Here is a 17505-nt window from a genome sequence, read left to right on the forward strand (position 1 = left end):
TGCTTAAACCGCGTACCGCATTGTTCCCGCACAAAATCAAAAAAGGGGAGCTGCGGACATGATGATCCGCAGCGCAATATTTTCGCCATATCAGCCATCCGGTGGCGCCATCAATGCATGGTGCGGGAAGTGATACGGCATTGAGGGCTGCATCGGCCATGCTGAACCGTTTTCATTCCATATCCACCAAAGTGCTCGTGATTTTCCTTGCGCTGATGACGATCTCGACCGGGGCTCTCACGCTTCTCGGCTATCAAAGCAGCAGCGGCGTTCTCGAGGAACAGGCGTCGAAATCCATGGAGAGCATTCTCGTCTTCAGGGGCGACATGCTGCAGGAACGCCTTGAGCAGCTTGAAACGCAGGCGGATTCCATCGCCAAGATCGAATCCCTGCAGATGGCGGTAGTTTCCATGCGCAGCGGCTGGGGCACCGTGCAGAAGAGTTCCGGCGACGCAAAGGCGGAACTGCAACGCGTCTTCGTCAAGGAAAACCCCCACGGAGAGAAAGAAAAGCTCATCAAGCCCGAAAATCCGAGCGGCTTTTATTATTCCACCCATGAAAAAACCCAGACGGATATCGGCGGCTACCTCAAGGGAACCCCATTCAGCGATGTTCTCTTCATCGATCCGGCCGGCACGGTTTATTACTCCTATCTGAAAGGACCGGCTTTCGGGGAAACCGTCACGGGTGGCGCCTGGGCGGATAGCGGCCTTGGGGCTGCTTTTGCGCGCGGAGCCACCAACGCAGGAAAAGCCGTGAACGACGTGGCGCAGACGAGTTTCTCCGGCCTGCGCATCGACGCCGCGACTAAAGAGGCCAGCATCTATTTCGGCATTCCGGTAGTCAAATTCGGTGCGTTCAAGGGCATCGTTCTCTTCCGCGTCAAACAAGAGGTCTTCAGCCAGATCCTCGCGAAAGGCATCTCCGCCGGCAGCTCCGAACAATCCGCGATCGTTTCCGCCGATGGCAAGGTTCTGGGCGTGGACGGCAACGGTCTCGTCAGCCTTAATCCGGCAATCTATGGCTTCCATGCACAAGCACTCAATACGTCCGGCATGACGATCGCCAAGATCAACCGTCCGGACGGCGAAGCCAATGCCTATGCCCGCGCCTTCTCGTTTGCCGGTGAAAAATACCTCGCGGTGGAAAGCATGTTGCGCAGTGAGTTGAACGCCGGTTCCATTTCGATTGCCGGCACGCTAGCCGTCATCGGCCTTTGCGTTCTGGCAGCGATGTGCGCGGCAACCGCCTTTTTTGCACGGCGCCTGTTCGCACCGCTGGAGAAGCTGGCCGGGCTGACCGGCGAAGTGGCGGCAGGCCGTCTCGATGCCGAGATCGGCAATCAGGACCGCAAGGACGAGATCGGCCGCATGGCGCGCGCGCTTGGCAGTTTCCGCGAAAAACTCATTTTGCAGCGGGAAATGGAAGCGACCACGTCCCGCACGCGCGAGGAAGCCGAAACGGCACGCCGCGCACATCTTGCGGAACGAGAGGCCGAGGCCGGCACGCTGCAAATGGTCGTGCGTTCTCTTGACGAAGGGCTGGATCGACTGGCAAGCGGCAATCTCGCCTATCGCATTGAGACTGTCTTCCCAGACGATCTTGAAAGTCTGCGCCACAACTTCAATACGGCGCTTGCAAGGCTCAGCGAGACCATGCAGGCCATCGGCGGCAATTCCGCCGCCGTTCGCGGCGGCTCGGAGGAAATGCGGGTAGGTGCAGACCAGCTCGCTGAGCGCACTGAACGGCAGGCCGCCTCCATTACCGAGACGGCAAGCGCCATCAAGGCAATCACCGAAGCCGTCCGCGACCAGATCGAACGTGCCGAACAGGCAACACGGATCGCCCGCGACGCCAGTACGCAGGCCACTGCGTCCAGCCACGTCATGGAGCAGACCATCGCCGCCATGGAAGCGATCCAGACCTCGTCGCGCCAGATCAACCAGATCATCGGCGTTATCGATGAAATCGCCTTCCAGACCAACCTTCTCGCCCTGAACGCAGGTGTGGAAGCCGCGCGTGCGGGCGAGGCCGGCAAGGGTTTTGCCGTTGTGGCGCAGGAGGTGCGCGAGCTGGCACAACGCTCGGCCGCCGCCGCAAAAGAAATCACCAGCCTGCTGAAGCGCTCCACCGACGAGGTTTCCACCGGCGTGGCACTGGTCGAAAAGGCGGGGGCCTCGCTAACCGGCATCGGCAAGCACGTGCAGACCATCAGTTCCCGCATCGAAGAGATCATGGAATCCACCCGCGAGGAGGCGCATACGCTTGCTGAAATCAACAGCACCGTCACCAGTCTCGACACCATGACCCAGCAAAACGCCGCCATGGTGGAGGAGACGACGGCGGCCATTCACAATCTCGCTTCCGAGGCGGGAGAGATGGACGGCAGGCTCGGACAATTCGTGCTCGCTTCCGACCGGCAACCTCCAGACCATCGCGAAACCCGGCAATTCCGTCGAGCGGGCTAAAAAAATGAAAAGGGGCCTCTTTCGAGGCCCCAATTTTTTTGAACCATCCTTCAATTCTGCGCGACTTCTATGGTAAATCGGGACACGCGCCTTACATCCGCATCAAAGACAGAATTTGTGTAGGAGCGTTGGATGATCCCCTTTTCCATTCTCGACCTTTCGCCAATCGGCGAAGGCGAGAGCGTCAGCCAGGCGCTTGAAAATTCTCGCCGCATGGCGATCAAGGCTGAAGACCACGGTTACAACCGCATCTGGCTTGCGGAGCACCATGGCATGCCTGGTATTGCGAGCGCAGCCACATCGCTCGTGATCGCCCATGTTGGTGCCGCCACGAAACATATTCGCGTCGGTTCAGGCGGCATCATGCTGCCTAACCACTCCCCGCTCGTCATTGCCGAACAATTCGGCACGCTGGCGGCACTGTTGCCTGGCCGGGTCGATCTCGGACTTGGCCGCGCGCCGGGAACCGATATGCGGACGGCAAGGGCGCTGCGCCGCAATCTTGATGCCGGTGCGGAGAACTTCCCGCACGACATCATCGAGCTCCAGCAGTACCTTGGCCAGCCCCAGCAGGATCAGGCGATCCTTGCCGTGCCCGGCATGAATTCGCACGTGCCGCTCTGGTTGCTTGGCTCAAGCACCTATAGCGCGCATCTGGCAGCGGCACTCGGCCTGCCCTATTCCTTTGCGTCGCATTTTGCGCCTGACATGCTGATGGAGGCGATCCATATCTATCGCGAGCGCTTCCAGCCCTCTGCGACGCTGGACAAGCCCTATGTGATGGTTGGAGTGATGGGAGTCGGCGCCGATACCGACGAGGAGGCGCAATATCTCTTCACCTCGTCACAGCAGCAATTCGTCAACCTGCGCCGCAATGTACGCGTCCCGTTCCCCAAGCCGGTTCAGAGCATGGACGACCACTGGAACGAGATGGAGCGTTTTTCGGTGGAACATACCTTGCGTTTCGCCGCCGTCGGCTCGCCTGAAACAATCGGACGCCACCTCGACGGCTTCCTCGCCGAAACGCAGGCCGACGAACTGATCGTCTCGATGCCGATCCACAATATTGAAAAACGGCTGCGATCCGTGGAGATCTTCGCCGATGTGCGGACCTCCATCAGGAAGGCCGCCTAAACAAAAAGCCCCGGAGCGAGGACGCTGCCGGGGCTTTTTTTTAAATCTGAACCGTCAGGCGGAAAGCTTGGCGAGAATTTCTTCCGAAACTTCGAAGTTGGAATAGACGCTCTGCACGTCGTCATCGTCTTCGAGATTGTCGATGAGCTTCATCAGCGACTGCGCCTTTTCCTCATCCACCGGCACCGTGTTCTGCGGCTTCCAGATGGCCTTGACGCTTTCAGCTTCGCCGAGCACGCCTTCCAGCGCCTTGGAAACCTCGTTCATCGCCTCGAAACCGCAGATGATGGTGTGACCGTCCTCAGAAGATTCGACATCGTCGGCACCAGCTTCGATAGCCGCTTCCATGACCTTGTCGGCATCGCCGACTTCGGCCTTGTAAGTGATCTCACCGACGCGGTCGAAGGAGAAGGAAACTGATCCGGTTTCGCCGAGTGCGCCACCAGCCTTGGTGAAGATGGAGCGGACGTTGGAGGCGGTGCGGTTGCGGTTGTCGGTCAAGGCCTCGACGACGACGGCGACACCACCCGGGCCGTAACCCTCGTAACGGACCTCATCGTAGTTTTCGCTGTCTGCACCGGAAGCTTTCTTGATCGCGCGCTCGATATTGTCCTTCGGCATGGACTGGGCCTTGGCGTTCTGAATTGCCAGGCGCAGGCGCGCGTTCATGTTCGGGTCGGGCATGCCCGCCTTTGCCGCAACGGTGATTTCACGCGCAAGCTTGGAAAACATTTTGGACCGAACGGAGTCCTGCTTGCCCTTGCGGTGCATGATGTTCTTGAACTGTGAATGACCAGCCATGGAAAACCTGATTGTCTTAATTTGGAGATTGCGGGCCTTATAAGTGCGATATGCCCGCCGTTCAAGCCCGCAAGCGCTTTCTCTTGGCCGCAAGAATATAAGGAACTGATTTATCCGCTTTTCGTTTTGACAATGAAAGCGGAAGAGCGGGACATTTTTCACCCTCCCGATCGCCGAAGCAAACCCAACGGAGGAAACACATGGTCAGCCTGACTGAAGCAAGAGAAAACCCTGCCCGCCAGCTCTGGGATGAGGTCAATTCGGTCCATGCCGGCATGCTTGGCCTCGAGGGCCTGCACAATCATATGCAGCCGATGGCACCGCACGCCGACCCCAAGACCAACACGATCTGGTTTTTCTCCAAGAAAGACACCGATCTCGTCAAAACGCTGAAGCCGGGTTCGCGGGCTCATTTTTGTGTCGTCGGCAAGGACCATGATTATCACGCCTGCCTCTCGGGTGTGCTCGAGGCGCGCGACGACAGGACAAAGATCGAAGAATACTGGAACTCTGTCACCGCAGCATGGTACGAGCACGGTAAGAGCGATCCGCAACTGACGATGCTGGCGCTGCATGTTGACGATGCGGAAATCTGGGCCTCGACTGACAGCACGCTAAAATTCGGCTGGGAAATCGCCAAGGCCAATATGTCCGACGATAAAATGCCTGATGTCGGCGTTCGCCAGCACCTCGCCTTCGCCTGAGATACCGACTCCCCCGACTTTCCTCGCCGGTCGCTTTACTACATGCCTTTAGGCACCAGTATCTGCGGCTGGCGGGGAAGGTTTCTCATTGAGACCCGGATGATCGCATCTTTTGCGTAGGCAATCTGGAAGCTTTCCCCAAACATCGTCAGAAACTGCTCCAACGGAGGCCCAGTGCGGTGCATGGGCAAGATCAGTGCGGAGCGCAGGCGCTTGACCACGCGGCTCATGCTGTCGGCCCCCATCGTCAAACCACCATCCACTGGAACCATCAGCACATCCAGACGACCGATTTCGGCATAATGCTTGTCCGTCAGTTCGTGATGCAGATGGCCGAGATGGCCGATACACAGCCCCGCAACCTCGAAGATGAAAATGGAATTGCCGTTTTCCTGAAAGGATTCGTAATCGCCCCAGCGGTTGCGAATGTCAGTCGCGACGTTGCGGATATAGACATCACCGACAAGAAGCTTGTGCTCGGCCTTGTCTCCGGGCGTATCGCTCCAACCGTGCAGCACATGCTGAATGGCCGGATCCGGACTGAGAGTGAAATGCGTCATATGCGCCCGGTTCATCGTCACCACTGTCGGCGTGACCGGTGGGCGATAGACACCATTATAATCTGTGGCGATCGTCACGCCGCCAGGACTTTCGATGAGATAGGTGGAATGGCCGATGAAGCTGATCTTCACCTCTTCCTTAGCCGTGGCCTGCGCCAGCTGGGCACCTGCCGGTTTGAAGCTGGCGAACATGACGCCGGGAATGTTGCGGGCGATTGCCTGGCACTGGCTAACGGGAGGGCGGCTTCCAGCCTGGGAAAAGGCCGCTCCCGCGCACGCAACCAGTCCGGCCATTGCAAGCATTAGCACGCGCAGCATCATGCCACTCCCTCGAACTTGCGAAGAAAGGAAGATGAGGCAGGTTTTGCAGGGCGTCCAGCGCCAACAGCGGCGGAACGCTCACGATCTCGTCATTGTGAACGGGTGATGAGCGCTAGAAGCCGAAAGCTCACGCCCAGAAGGACGGGAGGGTTTCGGAGAGCCTCGGGCCAATTCGCAGCGGTGCGATCTTTTCCGCAAGGCCGGTCCGGTCGGAAACCTCGACGCCGACGCCGCAGATCGTCGCAGGTCCACTGGCGGCTTCGAAACGGCCCTTCGGCATTTTGGAAATGAAGCGGTTGATCGGCTCTTCCTTTTCCATGCCAAGCGAGCTGTCGTAGTCACCGCACATGCCGGCGTCCGACATATAGGCCGTGCCACCGTTCAAGATCTGGGCGTCAGCAGTCGGAACATGGGTGTGGGTGCCGACGACGAAGCTTGCACGTCCATCAACGAAATGACCGAAACACTGTTTTTCGCTCGTCGCTTCCGCGTGGAAATCGAAGATGATGGCGTCGGCCTGCTCCTTCAGCGGGCAAGCAGCGAGAATGTTCTCCGCCGATTTGAAGGGATCGTCCAGTTCCGGATGCATGAAGACCCGGCCCATGATGTTGGCGACAAGCACACGCGCGCCGTTGCGGGCGTAAAAAATGCCCGAGCCCTTGCCCGGCGTACCATCGGGATAATTGGCTGGCCGCAGGAACTGGTCATGGCGCTCGCAGAAGGAAACGGCCTCCTTCTGGTCCCAGACATGGTTGCCGGTCGTCACCACATCCGCACCGGCATTGATGGTTTCGAGATAGATATCCTCGGTGATGCCGAAACCACCGGCGGCGTTTTCGCCATTAACGATGACGAAATCGAGCTTCAGATCGGAAACAAGCCCGGGCAACCTGTCCCAGACAGCCGTGCGTCCGGTCTTGCCAACCATATCTCCGAGAAAAAGAAGCCTCATTCACCCGCCCCGATCTTGCGCATGTTCCTAAATTCCGTCCCCTCTAACGGGTAATCCATCTTTTAAAAAGTGCTAAAGCGCCTTTTTCCCATCGGTCATCAACGGCTAAGCCGAAAACCAGCGCAGGCCACTCTCCGTCAGAACCGCCTGAAGCGGCACGTCATGCGGCTCCGCCGGCACGGATGGCACTTCCTGACAATCAAATGCGACGCCGATGAGAACGGGCGCTCGGCCTTTGCCGTGCAATCTCGCAATAGCGCGATCATAATGACCCGCGCCATAACCGATACGCTGACCCTGCCCGTCAAAGACGGAAAGCGGGACGAGCAGAATATCCGGATCGAGAACTTCTGCGTCCTCTGCCGGACCGGTCGTGCCGAAGCCCGTCTTCACCAGCGGTGCATCCGCATCAAAGGCGCGGAAAACGATGGTCTCCCGGTTCAGCACAACGGGAAGGGCGAGGCGCCCGCCTCTTGTCCGCAGTGCCTCCATCAGCGGCCGAATATCGGCCTCTGAACGGATGGGCATGAAACCGGAAATAACGGCACCTGGCGAGAACGGAATGGCAGATGCACCATATGCCGTCATCGCCTCGCTTTTTTGCTGACGCTCGGCTTGTGGCAACGCATCACGCGCGGCAAGCCTTTCGCCGCGCAGCCTTGCTTTTTCGGCGATGTCGCCAGACATCAGGCAGCCCGGCTCACGAGCACCTTGTCGATACGGTGTCCATCAAGGTCTATGACCTCAAAACGCCAGCCGTTGCGGGTGATGTGTTCGCCCAGTTCCGGCAGGCGACGGAACTCGTCAAGCACCAGACCGGCAACGGTCTCGAACTCGGCGTCTTCGTCGATCTGGAAGCCCATGCGGTAAGCGAACTCATCGGCGGGCATCCAGCCGGCAACGAGGAACGAACCGTCCTCGCGCTCGACGATCGCCGGCTCCTCGTCATTGTCTTCCTGGAAGGCACCTGTGATTGCTTCCAGAACGTCGCCAGAACTGACGATACCTTCGAAATGGCCGTATTCGTCATAGACCAGCACCATATGCACGGTGGAGCGGCGCAATGACTGGATGACATCGACAGCACTCGTCAGATCCGAGACGACGGGAACTTCGCGCAGAAGCTCGCGCACGTTCAGCTCCTTGCCGGATGCCAGCGCATCGAAAGCGTCCTTGGCGAAAAGCACGCCCAGAATTTCATCGGAGGCGCCGTTGCGCACGGGCAGGCGGGAACGCTGCGTTTCCCGAAGCTGAACACGGATTTCTTCCGCACTGTCTTCAATATCGACGACTTCCACGTCGCGGCGCGGCGTCATCAGGCCACGGGCATTACGGTCGGCAAGGCGCATGACGCTGGTGATCATCGCCGATTCCTCGGTTTCGATGACGCCAGCGCTATGAGCTTCCGCCAGAACCGTGCGGATTTCGTCATCCGTGACCGATGCATTGGACGTGCCGCTATGGCCGAGAAGCGCAAGGATGGCTTTACCGGATTTGTCGAGAAACCAGACCAGTGGCGCGCCGACCTTGGAGAGCATCACCATAGTGGGTGCAACACGGGCAGCGATCTTTTCCGGATCGCGCAGCGCAATCTGCTTCGGCACCAGTTCGCCTACGATCAGCGACAGATAGGTGATGGCGACGACCACGGAGCCCACGCCCAACGCATCGGCAACCCGATCGGGGACGCCCTGCACCGACAGCCATGCCGTGAACCGTGCGCCGAGGGTGGCACCGGAAAACGCACCGGAGAGAACGCCGACCAGAGTGATGCCGATCTGCACCGTGGAAAGAAAGCGTCCGGGATTTTCGGAAAGACCGAGCGCCATCGTGGCGCCCTTGCTGCCGTGCGCGGCAAGCACTTTGAGCCTCGCCGGTCTGGAGGAGACAACGGCAAGCTCGGACATGGCAAGCACACCGTTCAATACGGTGAGCAGGACCACGATCATAATTTCAGTAAACAAGTTTAGCTCTTTGGGCTGTTGAACGGCACGTCGCGGTTTTGGCCGCAGCGCCCTCTTTCAAAAAAAAGGGCATGACAGACATACCAATTGAGATAATAGGGAATTGTTCCGCCATTGCAATGACAGCAGCATAAAAAAGCCGTCTCCGGCAGCAATGAAAAATAACTGTCGACACTATGAGAGTCAGAAGAAGAATCGGGGAGTGACCCGAAACTTCAAGTGCGATCCACGGCGACCGATGGAGATTTACGATCCTGGGTGCCTACAAATGTAGGTGGGCGCCATGTGTCCAGCCCCACGGGACTGGCCAGGGACAGCTCCCTTTGGATCGAGTATGGCCCCAGGGATTGTGGTTCCTGTCGGGAAGCGCAGAACGCCTCTTAGATATAGGACGTATCCAACCAAACCACCAGAGGGCCAAGAACGAATTTTGTTGCTGGAAAGCTTTGCCGGCGATCAATGCGCCGCAGGCTTTGGCCGCGCCAGGAGTTTTTCGGTAATACCGTTCAGACGGTCGGCCAGATCGCTGATGGCAACGGCAACCATCTCGTCCGATCTTGCCTTGTGTTCGGCCATACCGTCGCGGTTGCGAGAAAGGGACGCTATTTCCCCCTCAAGCTTTTCGATCTTGCGGTTGAGCTCGGAAAGTTCGTCCATCACCATGATACCCGACATGACGGTCAAGCGCAGATCACCGATTTCGCCGAACTGGCTCTTTAGATGCCCCACATAACGGTCAAAACGGGTAGCGAGATCGGTCAGGTGCTCTTCCTGCCCTGCCTCGCAAGCCATGCGGTAGGCCTTGCCGTCGATCATAACAGTAACTTGCGCCATGAAACCGCTCCCTATCGATCCAGCACCGCGCGAATCGTCTCCATCGCCGTCACCAGACGGCGGGAAACCTCGCGGTTGACTTCTTCGAGACGATTGGCGCGAAACTCGGCCTGGTCCAGCTCGTGCGCGAGCCTTGCGCGATCGACATGGACCCGCTTGACCTCGTTATCGATTTCGCCCGTCTCCCTTTGCCGTTCGATACGCATATCGATGGCATTTTCGAGATTTGTGATGGCAGCGCTCAGCTCCGTCACCGCAGATTGTACGGTCTTCTCAGCCGACATCGTTTTTTCCAACTCGCAAGTAACCGGCCGAATCGTCCGGTTTCAGGCCTTTTCAACATCCAAGAGGTTATTACCCGATTTATCATCACGTCAATCAAACCAGTGCATTGAGGCGTTTTGCTCTGTGGATGAACGAGGAAACGGCGACACATATCGCACGATTTTTCTCGAGACACCCGTTTTGCTAAACGATTTTTATCCTTGAGAGAACCGCAATTGCCCGTGGATTTATTGACTTGCCTGCCTCACCTGCTATGGATCAACCCGCTTTTTGGATAGTTGCGTAAAACTATCTCCCTTCACCCGGAAACAGACGGAAAAGCCATGATTTCTCGCGACAAACACGACCGGATGGCCAATGCAATCCGCTTTCTTGCCATGGATGCAGTAGAGAAGGCCAACTCCGGCCATCCCGGCCTGCCGATGGGCGCAGCTGATGTCGCCACTGTTCTTTTTACCCGCTTTTTGAAGTTCGATCCCAAGAGCTCGCTGTGGCCGGATCGTGACCGCTTCGTGCTGTCTGCGGGCCATGGTTCGATGTTGCTTTACTCGCTGCTCTATTTGACGGGCTACGAGGACATGACGATCGACGAGATCAAGCGTTTCCGTCAGTTCGGCTCCAAGACTGCCGGCCATCCCGAATATGGCCACGCGACCGGCATCGAAACGACGACCGGCCCGCTCGGCCAAGGCATCGCCAACGCCGTTGGCATGGCAATCGCCGAACGCAAGCTGGAAGAAGAATTCGGCTCCGATCTGCAGAACCACTTCACATATGTGCTGTGTGGCGACGGCTGCCTCATGGAAGGCATCAGCCATGAAGCCATCGCGCTCGCCGGCCACCTGAAGCTTAACAAGCTCGTTCTCTTCTGGGATGACAACAACATCACCATCGACGGTGAAGTTGGCCTTTCCGACAGCACCGACCAGATCGCCCGCTTCCAGGCTGTTCACTGGAACACCATACGCGTCGACGGCCATGATCCGGATGCGATTGCCGCCGCGATCGAAGCTGCACATAAATCCGACCGCCCGACCTTCATCGCCTGCAAGACCGTGATCGGTTTCGGCGCACCAAACAAGCAGGGCACCCACAAGGTTCACGGCAACCCGCTGGGCGCCGAAGAAATCGCCGCCGCCCGCAAGAGCCTCAACTGGGAAGCCGAAGCTTTCGTCATTCCGGAAGACGTGCTGGATGCATGGCGTCTCGCCGGCCTGCGCTCCACCAAGACCCGTCAGGACTGGGAAGCCCGTCTCGAAGCCACCGAAGCCGGCAAGAAGGCCGAATTCAAGCGCCGCTTCGCCGGCGATCTGCCCGGCAACTTCGACAGCGCGATCGATGCCTTCAAGAAGAAGATCATCGAGAATAACCCGACCGTCGCCACCCGCAAGGCGTCCGAAGATGCGCTCGAAGTCATCAACGGCATCCTGCCGGAAATGATCGGCGGCTCGGCCGACCTGACGCCGTCCAACAACACCAAGACCAGCCAGATGAAGTCCATCACGCCGACGGACTTCTCCGGCCGGTACCTGCATTACGGCATCCGCGAACACGGCATGGCAGCAGCGATGAACGGTATCGCACTGCATGGCGGTCTCATTCCCTATGCCGGCGGCTTCCTGATCTTCTCGGACTATTGCCGTCCGTCGATCCGTCTGGCTGCCCTGATGGGCATCCGCGTCGTCCACGTTCTGACGCATGATTCCATCGGCGTCGGCGAAGACGGCCCGACTCACCAGCCGGTGGAGCAGATCGCCGCGCTGCGCGCCATCCCGAACCTGCTCGTCTTCCGCCCGGCGGATGAAACCGAGACGGCGGAATGCTGGCAGCTGGCGCTTGAGCAGAAGCATCGTCCTTCGGCGCTAGCGCTCACCCGCCAGAACCTTGCGCCTTCGCGCAAGGAATACGAAGAAAAGAACCTTTCCGCTTACGGCGCCTACGAACTCGTATCCGCAAGCGATGCCAAGGTTTCGATCTTTGCATCCGGCTCGGAAGTGGAAGTAGCGCTCAAGGCCGCAGCGACGCTGAAGGACAAGGGCGTTTCCGCCCGCGTCGTTTCCGTTCCCTGCTTCGAGCTCTTCAAGGAGCAGCCGGAAACCTACCGCAACGCCATCATCGGCAAGGCTCCGGTCAAAATTGCGGTGGAAGCCGCCATTCGCCAGGGCTGGGATTACTTCATCGGCTCCGACGGCGCTTTCGTCGGCATGCATTCCTTTGGTGCGTCCGCGCCGGCGAAGGATCTCTTCAAGCACTTCGGCATCACGGCGGAAGCTGTCGTCGCCGCAGTCGAGGCAAAACTTGCATGAGGGCTTCCCAAGCCCTCACATTCCGCAAAGACCAAGCACATATCTTGTTCGGGAGACTATAAATGACTGTAAAAGTTGCCATTAACGGCTTTGGCCGCATCGGCCGCAATGTTCTGCGTGCCATCGTCGAATCCGGCCGCACCGATATCGAAGTCGTTGCCATCAACGACCTCGGCCCGGTTGAAACCAACGCCCACCTGCTGCGCTACGATTCGATCCACGGCAAGTTCCCGGCAGATGTGAAGGTCGAAGGCGACACGATCATCGTTGGCGGCGGCAAGCCGATCAAGGTTACGGCCGTTCGCGATCCGGCAACGCTGCCGCACAAGGAACTGGGTGTCGACATCGCGCTCGAGTGCACCGGCATCTTCACCGCCCGCGACAAGGCCGCTGCCCACCTGACGGCTGGCGCGAAGCGCGTCATCGTTTCCGCTCCTGCTGACGGCGCTGACCTCACGGTCGTCTTCGGCGTCAACGACGATCAGCTGACGAAAGACCATCTAGTCATTTCCAACGCGTCCTGCACCACTAACTGCCTCGTGCCAGTTGTGAAGGTTCTCGATGACGTCGTTGGCATCGATCACGGCTTCATGACGACGATCCACTCCTACACGGGCGACCAGCCGACGCTGGACACCATGCACAAGGATCTGTACCGCGCCCGCGCCGCAGCCCTTTCCATGATCCCGACCTCGACGGGTGCAGCCAAGGCCGTTGGCCTCGTTCTGCCGCACCTCAAGGGCAAGCTGGACGGCACGTCGATCCGCGTTCCGACCCCGAACGTTTCGGTCGTCGATTTCAAGTTCATCGCCAAGCGCGACACGACGGTTGAGGAAGTCAACGAAGCAATCAAGTCCGCTTCCAACGGCAAGCTGAAGGGCATTCTCGGCTACACCGAAGAGCCTTTGGTCTCCCGCGACTTCAACCACGACAGCCACTCCTCGATCTTCGCGATCGATCAGACCAAGGTCATGGAAGGCAAGTTCGTGCGCGTTCTTTCCTGGTACGACAACGAGTGGGGCTTCTCCAACCGCATGTCGGATACGGCCGTCGCATTTGCGAAGACCATCTGAACAGGCACCACGGTTCGCGAATTAAGAAAAACCGGCAGGCGCAATCCTGCCGGTTTTTCTTTGCCAAAAAATTGCCGGCGGGACGAGGGACCCTCCGGCATCGATCCTGAAGCAAGGCGGGGCGCTTCGGATCGAAAACCATCGCCCGGCAAGAGGCGCATGAGACCAGGCCGACCAAGTCTGATGAACTGCACAACCCGTTATTTCTTGTTGTTGATGATAATCTGATCCGAACTGCTACCGCTCCAGATCGTATCGAAAGTCTGTTGCCTCAAATCGCTTTGCTGCATGGAAAGCTTCATCATGCAGTCAGCGAAATCACGCGAACCTTCAGGGTAACCAAACACCCGGCAACGCTCGCGTTGGGCGGCCATGTTTTCAGCCGTCTGTTCCGTGCTGGAACAGCCCGAAACAATTGGGCCGACCGCCAGCAAGGCAATAAATATAGTAATGGATTTCCGTTTCATCCGATCGCTCCGGTCATGGTGAAAGCAACTCGGACGCGACAACTAACGTAGCTGCATTGTCTCTATGTTACGTCGAATCGCCGGCACGCGAATTGTTTGCGCGAAACATCCACAGCGCTACACGCCATGAACGTTTCGCCCGGGCGCCGAAAAAAATCCCATTTCCTGCCTTCGTCTGGTCCACTTTGAAACGGACAAGAAGAACAGGGACAACGGTCGTGCGCAATGCACTTCGGCCCTGCCGTATCATTCGATACACCCCGCCTTGCGTCGCCTTTCATCGCCACCCACAACAGCGCTGACAGACCGCAACCCGTGGCGCATTGACTGCAAACGTGCAGGGCATTGATTGCGACGGCCAGCGCGGTTTGAAAGAGGCGGTGGACGTGGAATCATTTTATCTTCTGTTGCTGGTGGCAACTGTTCTGGTTCTCGTCGCAGCGTTCTCAAGCCTCATCGCCTTCCGGTTCGGCGCACCGCTCCTGCTGCTCTTCCTGATGATTGGCCTTGCGGCAGGCGTGGATGGCCTCGGTATCCAGTTCACCAACAATCCGCTCGCCTATATGCTCGGCTCGCTCGTTCTCGCCGTAATCCTTTTCGATTCCGGTTTCGGTACGTCGATACAATCCTTCCGGCTTTCGGCAGCCCCCGCCGTCGCCCTCGCCACCGTCGGCGTCATCCTCACATCCGTGTTTTTCGCAGGCGCTGCCGCCCTGTTGCTCGGACTGTCGTGGCTGGAAGGCCTGCTGCTCGGCGCCATCGTCGCCTCTACGGATGCGGCAGCCGTATTCTTTCTCTTGCGCATCGGCGGCATTCATATCCGCGATCAGGTCCGCTCAACGCTTGAGGTCGAATCCGGCACCAATGATCCCATGGCGATTTTCCTCACCGTCGCGCTGGTCGAGATCATCGCCAAGGGACAGGGACTGGCCGGCATCGACACCGGCTTCCTGCTGCTGTTCGTCGAGGAAATGGGTCTCGGTGTTATTTTCGGCCTGCTCGGCGGCGTCATGATCGCAACAGTCGTCAACCGTTTCGCTGCCGACCGCGGGCTGGCGCCGATCTTCGTGCTGGCTCTTGCCCTGCTGGTCTTCTCCTTCACCGGCGCTGTTGGCGGCAGTGGATTTCTTGCGGTCTATGTGGCGGGCATCGTTGCCGGCAACCGCCGGATTTTTGCCAAGGAGACCATCCGCCGTTTCCATGAAGGGCTGACCTGGCTTGCCCAGATCATCATGTTCCTGATGCTCGGCCTTCTGGCAACGCCATCGCAATTTCCAGCGATTGCTATTCCGGCCGTGCTGCTTGCGCTTTTCCTGATCTTTGTCGCCCGCCCGCTTGCGGTGTGGCTCAGCCTCATGCCCTTCAACTATACCCAGCAGGAAACCTCCTTCGTGGCATGGGTGGGCCTTCGTGGAGCGGTTTCCATCCTGCTTGCCATCATGCCCATTCTTGGCGGCCTGGACGATGCGCAAATCTATTTCAATGCCGCCTTCATCATCGTGCTCGTGTCGCTTCTGCTGCAAGGCTGGACCATCAAGCCGGTGGCAACACGGCTCGGACTGATCGTGCCGCCGCGCATGGGTGATGTCGACAAACTGGAAGTGGACCTTCCCGGCACTGCCAATCACGAACTGATTTCATACCGCGTGGCCAAAGGCAGCGCCATCATGCAGGGCGAGCGTATTCCCCGCTGGGCAATGCCCTCGCTCGTCGTGCGCGACGGCAAATCCATTCGCTACCAATATGCCGGGCGCCTGCGCGAAAATGATCTCGTCTATCTTTTCATCGCGCCCGGTTATACGCGGCTGATCGACCGGCTGTTTGCAAGCGCCCTGCCGGTTGCGGATGACGACGCCGATTTCTTCGGGATCTTTGCAATCTCTCCCGCGCGTCCGGCCACGGAGCTTGACGCCGCCTACGGCCCCGGCCTTATTTCGGCAAACGAGCATGCCATGAGCATCGCGGAACTGATCGAGGCGCGCCTTTCCGGCAAGGCAGATTATGCCGACCGGGTGCGCCTCGGTTCTATTGTTCTCATCGTTCGGGCGCTGGACGAACATGAGGCGATTACCGGGATCGGAATTTCGCTTGAGCCGGTCGAACCGGCTATCGGCCTGCCGATCTTTATCAGTTTTTCGGAAATTCTCCGCCGCGTGCGCGCTTATCTGGCGCAGCGGCGCCAGTCGGGCTCCACCGCTGCCGGCAAGGGCATTTCCGCGCCTTCAGACGAGGCAAGAGAAAATGAGGCCTGACCGGCTTGCGTCGGCAATCAGGCATAGTATGGTCCGTCCCGAACTCGCAACGAAATCAGGATCGACCTATGCCCGCCTTCAAGACCATCGATGACCTTAACGATATTGCCGGAAAGCGCGTCCTTGTCCGTGTTGATCTCAACGTGCCGGTTGCGGATGGCAAAGTGACGGACAGCACCCGTATCGAGCGGGTTGCACCGACCATTCTGGAGCTTTCCGGAAAAGGCGCAAAAGTCATTCTGCTCGCCCATTTCGGTCGCCCCAAGGGTGAACCGGTCGCCGACATGTCGCTCTCCCAGATCGTGCCTGCGGTCGAGGAAGTGCTGGATCACGCCGTTTTCTTTGCATCCGATTGCATCGGTGCGCCGGCAGCCGACGCAGTCGCGAAAATGAATGATGGCGATATCCTGCTTCTGGAAAACACCCGCTTTCACAAGGGCGAAGAGAAGAATGACACCGCCTTCGTCGAGGCTCTGGCAGCCAATGGCGATATCTATGTGAACGACGCCTTCTCTGCCGCGCACCGTGCGCACGCCTCCACCGAGGGCTTGGCGCGTCATCTGCCCGCCTATGCCGGTCGCACCATGCAGGCCGAGCTGGAGGCGCTGGAAAAAGGCCTTGGCCAGCCTGTTCGCCCGGTCGTCGCCATTGTCGGCGGCGCCAAGGTTTCCAGCAAGATCGATCTCCTGATGAATCTCGTCAAGAAGGTCGATGCCCTCGTCATCGGCGGCGGCATGGCCAATACCTTCCTTGCCGCGCGTGGCGCACAAGTCGGTAAGTCCCTCTGCGAGCACGACCTTGCCGAAACCGCAAAACAGATCATGATCGAGGCGGCGACATCCGGCTGTGCGATCGTACTGCCGGAAGACGGCGTGGTTGCCCGCGAATTCAAGGCCGGTGCGGCAAATGAAATCGTCGATATCAACGCCATTCCCGCTGACGCCATGGTTCTCGATGTCGGCCCAAAATCGGTCGAAAGCATCAAAGCCTGGATTTCGCGCGCGGAAACGCTGGTCTGGAACGGCCCACTTGGCGCCTTCGAAATCGAGCCTTTCGATGCGGCAACCGTTGCTGCCGCAAAACATGCCGCCGAATGCACGAAGGCCGGCAAGCTCGTCTCCGTCGCCGGTGGCGGCGATACGGTCGCGGCACTCAACCATGCCGGAGTCTCGGACGATTTCACCTATATCTCGACGGCAGGCGGCGCCTTCCTAGAATGGATGGAAGGCAAGGAATTGCCGGGCGTTGCCATCCTGACCGCCGCCAAGTAGACTTCCCACACTTGCCTGACACGAGGCCGGACAAGCGTTGCTTGGCCGGCCTTGTTTTTTGGTAAGTGCGCATGGGAGGAAAGTTTCAAACGATTGAAATGATTTCAATCGTT

15 protein-coding genes and 1 other RNA gene are annotated in these 17505 nt (G+C 58.7%); 7 read left to right on the forward strand and 9 right to left on the reverse strand.

What is annotated here, in order from left to right; genetic code table 11:
* Window positions 1-158 precede the first annotated feature (158 nt).
* Together ACQZ45_RS13230 and ACQZ45_RS13235 are read left to right on the forward strand one after the other, a co-directional pair.
* A complete protein-coding gene (locus ACQZ45_RS13230) occupies window positions 159-2468 on the forward strand; it encodes a methyl-accepting chemotaxis protein (protein WP_448742278.1) in 2310 nt (769 codons plus the stop codon).
* Between the two features lie 132 nt (window positions 2469-2600).
* The gene (locus ACQZ45_RS13235) at window positions 2601-3602 is read left to right on the forward strand and encodes an LLM class flavin-dependent oxidoreductase (RefSeq protein WP_003511400.1); all 1002 of its coding nucleotides are present in this window, start codon (window positions 2601-2603) and stop codon (window positions 3600-3602) included.
* A gap of 54 nt (window positions 3603-3656) precedes the next feature.
* Here the strand turns inward: ACQZ45_RS13235 and ACQZ45_RS13240 are convergent, their stop codons facing one another.
* The gene (locus tag ACQZ45_RS13240; RefSeq protein ID WP_003497595.1) at window positions 3657-4403 is read right to left on the reverse strand and encodes a YebC/PmpR family DNA-binding transcriptional regulator; all 747 of its coding nucleotides are present in this window, start codon (window positions 4401-4403) and stop codon (window positions 3657-3659) included.
* Window positions 4404-4603: 200 nt separating this feature from the next.
* On the opposite strand from ACQZ45_RS13240, the gene ACQZ45_RS13245 reads away from it, so the two are divergent.
* Window positions 4604-5107 carry a pyridoxamine 5'-phosphate oxidase family protein gene (locus tag ACQZ45_RS13245; RefSeq protein WP_003511401.1) on the forward strand — a complete coding sequence of 168 codons (504 nt, stop codon included), beginning with the start codon at window positions 4604-4606 and terminating at the stop codon, window positions 5105-5107.
* Between the two features lie 38 nt (window positions 5108-5145).
* On the opposite strand, the gene ACQZ45_RS13250 is transcribed toward ACQZ45_RS13245, so the two are convergent.
* From ACQZ45_RS13250 to ACQZ45_RS13280, 7 genes are all read right to left on the reverse strand, one after another.
* The gene (locus tag ACQZ45_RS13250; RefSeq protein ID WP_035251509.1) at window positions 5146-5988 is read right to left on the reverse strand and encodes an MBL fold metallo-hydrolase; all 843 of its coding nucleotides are present in this window, start codon (window positions 5986-5988) and stop codon (window positions 5146-5148) included.
* Between the two features lie 127 nt (window positions 5989-6115).
* The gene (locus tag ACQZ45_RS13255; protein ID WP_448742279.1) at window positions 6116-6940 is read right to left on the reverse strand and encodes a TIGR00282 family metallophosphoesterase; all 825 of its coding nucleotides are present in this window, start codon (window positions 6938-6940) and stop codon (window positions 6116-6118) included.
* A 105-nt stretch (window positions 6941-7045) separates the two neighbouring features.
* A complete protein-coding gene (locus tag ACQZ45_RS13260; RefSeq protein ID WP_003511404.1) occupies window positions 7046-7627 on the reverse strand; it encodes a 5-formyltetrahydrofolate cyclo-ligase in 582 nt (193 codons plus the stop codon).
* Window positions 7627-8889 (reverse strand): hemolysin family protein, encoded by a 1263-nt coding sequence (locus ACQZ45_RS13265; protein WP_003511405.1) that lies wholly within the window; start codon window positions 8887-8889, stop codon window positions 7627-7629. The genes ACQZ45_RS13260 and ACQZ45_RS13265 overlap by 1 nt, the downstream gene beginning before the upstream one ends.
* Window positions 8890-9123: 234 nt before the next feature.
* Window positions 9124-9282, reverse strand: a non-coding RNA gene (ssrS, locus tag ACQZ45_RS13270) — 6S RNA.
* A 78-nt stretch (window positions 9283-9360) separates the two neighbouring features.
* Window positions 9361-9738, reverse strand: coding sequence for a cell division protein ZapA (locus tag ACQZ45_RS13275; RefSeq protein WP_003511406.1), 378 nt, complete (start codon window positions 9736-9738; stop codon window positions 9361-9363).
* Window positions 9739-9749: 11 nt separating this feature from the next.
* The gene (locus ACQZ45_RS13280; protein ID WP_003511407.1) at window positions 9750-10022 is read right to left on the reverse strand and encodes a DUF4164 domain-containing protein; all 273 of its coding nucleotides are present in this window, start codon (window positions 10020-10022) and stop codon (window positions 9750-9752) included.
* 324 nt (window positions 10023-10346) lie between these two features.
* Between ACQZ45_RS13280 and tkt the strand changes: the two genes are divergently transcribed.
* Both tkt and gap read left to right on the forward strand, forming a co-directional pair.
* Window positions 10347-12329, forward strand: a complete 1983-nt coding sequence (tkt, locus tag ACQZ45_RS13285; RefSeq protein WP_003511408.1) for a transketolase — start codon at window positions 10347-10349, stop codon at window positions 12327-12329.
* A gap of 62 nt (window positions 12330-12391) precedes the next feature.
* Window positions 12392-13402 (forward strand): type I glyceraldehyde-3-phosphate dehydrogenase, encoded by a 1011-nt coding sequence (gene gap, locus ACQZ45_RS13290; RefSeq protein ID WP_003511409.1) that lies wholly within the window; start codon window positions 12392-12394, stop codon window positions 13400-13402.
* Window positions 13403-13602: 200 nt separating this feature from the next.
* Here gap and ACQZ45_RS13295 read toward each other — a convergent pair whose 3' ends face one another.
* Window positions 13603-13869: a hypothetical protein gene (locus ACQZ45_RS13295; protein ID WP_003511410.1), complete on the reverse strand. Its 267-nt coding sequence runs from the start codon at window positions 13867-13869 to the stop codon at window positions 13603-13605.
* A 386-nt stretch (window positions 13870-14255) separates the two neighbouring features.
* Between ACQZ45_RS13295 and ACQZ45_RS13300 the strand changes: the two genes are divergently transcribed.
* Entirely contained in the window at window positions 14256-16121 is a 1866-nt protein-coding gene (locus tag ACQZ45_RS13300; RefSeq protein WP_035251577.1) for a potassium/proton antiporter, read from the forward strand.
* A gap of 68 nt (window positions 16122-16189) precedes the next feature.
* Window positions 16190-17392 carry a phosphoglycerate kinase gene (locus ACQZ45_RS13305; protein WP_060642480.1) on the forward strand — a complete coding sequence of 401 codons (1203 nt, stop codon included), beginning with the start codon at window positions 16190-16192 and terminating at the stop codon, window positions 17390-17392.
* The last annotated feature ends 113 nt before the right edge of the window (window positions 17393-17505 follow it).

Source organism: Agrobacterium sp. 16-2014-1-2a, assembly GCF_053522705.1.